The following is a 1,059-nucleotide window of genomic DNA, read 5'->3' on the forward strand; positions in this document are numbered from 1 at the left end:
TAGCTCAGGGAGGGTGAGTTGTTCAGGCGCTAAGGTTAGCGCCTTGCCAGCACTGGCTTCTAGGATGCGAGTGCGCTCTGCAGTAGAGAGGAGGGGTAGGTTCACCACTGGCGTACTGAGATCTTGCGCAAGGGCAGTGGTGAGTTGCACAAACGCTTGCATCCAAGTTTGGATGCTCTCTTTTTCGAAGAGGTCAGCATCGTATTCAAAGCCGCCACCTAGGCTACCATCAGGCTGTGGTGAAAAATACAATGTGAGATCAAACTTGGCTGTAGGTAATGTGACAGGCTCTTGTTGGATTTGTAGGCCCATTAAATCAAACGGTGTTCCCCCTTGACTTTGGAAGGCGAGCATAGCCTGAAAGAGTGGTGTCTGTGCTAAGGAGCGCGGCACCCCTAATTCCTCTACTAAACGCTCAAATGGAAGGTCCTGATCAATCAGTGTTTCTTCGACAGAGCGGCGTGTTTGGCTAATAAGCTCATGCCCACTGCGCACATTACTTAACGAGACTGGTAGTGCCAAGGTATTGACTAGGAAGCCAATGATGCCTTCGGTCTCCATGCGACTGCGATTGGCAACCGGTGAACCAATGATTACCAGTTCTTGATTGGCTAGTCTTGCTAGCGTTGCGCCATAGGCGGCTAGGATGACGGTAAATAAAGTGGTGCGCTCTGTACGCGCTACATTTTCTAATTGCTCGACTAAGTTGGCTGGTAAGCTAAAGGATAGATAGCCGGCACGTCTAGCGCGATTAGCATCACGTGGATGATCTAAGGGTAGCGCCAAAGTATCAGGAGCGCCTGCTAATCTAATCTTGGCACGTTCTATCTTGGCATCAATATGACTGGCTAAATAGTTTTGTTGCCATACCGCCCAATCACTGTATTGGATTGGTAAGGGATTCCATTGAGGTTGCAGGCCTTGGCAATAACTAGCGTAAGCCATGCTCAACTCTTGATAGAAGATATTGGCTGACACACCATCATTGGCATGATGATGGAAAGTAAGCACTAAGGCATATTCATCATCAGTTAGTTGCAAGAGATGAGTGCGGAGGGG

At 48.9% G+C, this 1,059-nt stretch carries 1 protein-coding gene; it reads right to left on the reverse strand.

Annotation, left to right across the window (positions count from 1 at the left end; translation table 11 throughout):
• A partial coding sequence (locus tag JaK3_RS05730; RefSeq protein ID WP_240480897.1) for a condensation domain-containing protein occupies positions 1–1,059 on the reverse strand: 1,059 nt, incomplete at both ends.

This window comes from Polynucleobacter yangtzensis, from assembly GCF_001595965.1.
Classification (GTDB): Bacteria; Pseudomonadota; Gammaproteobacteria; order Burkholderiales; family Burkholderiaceae; genus Polynucleobacter; species Polynucleobacter yangtzensis.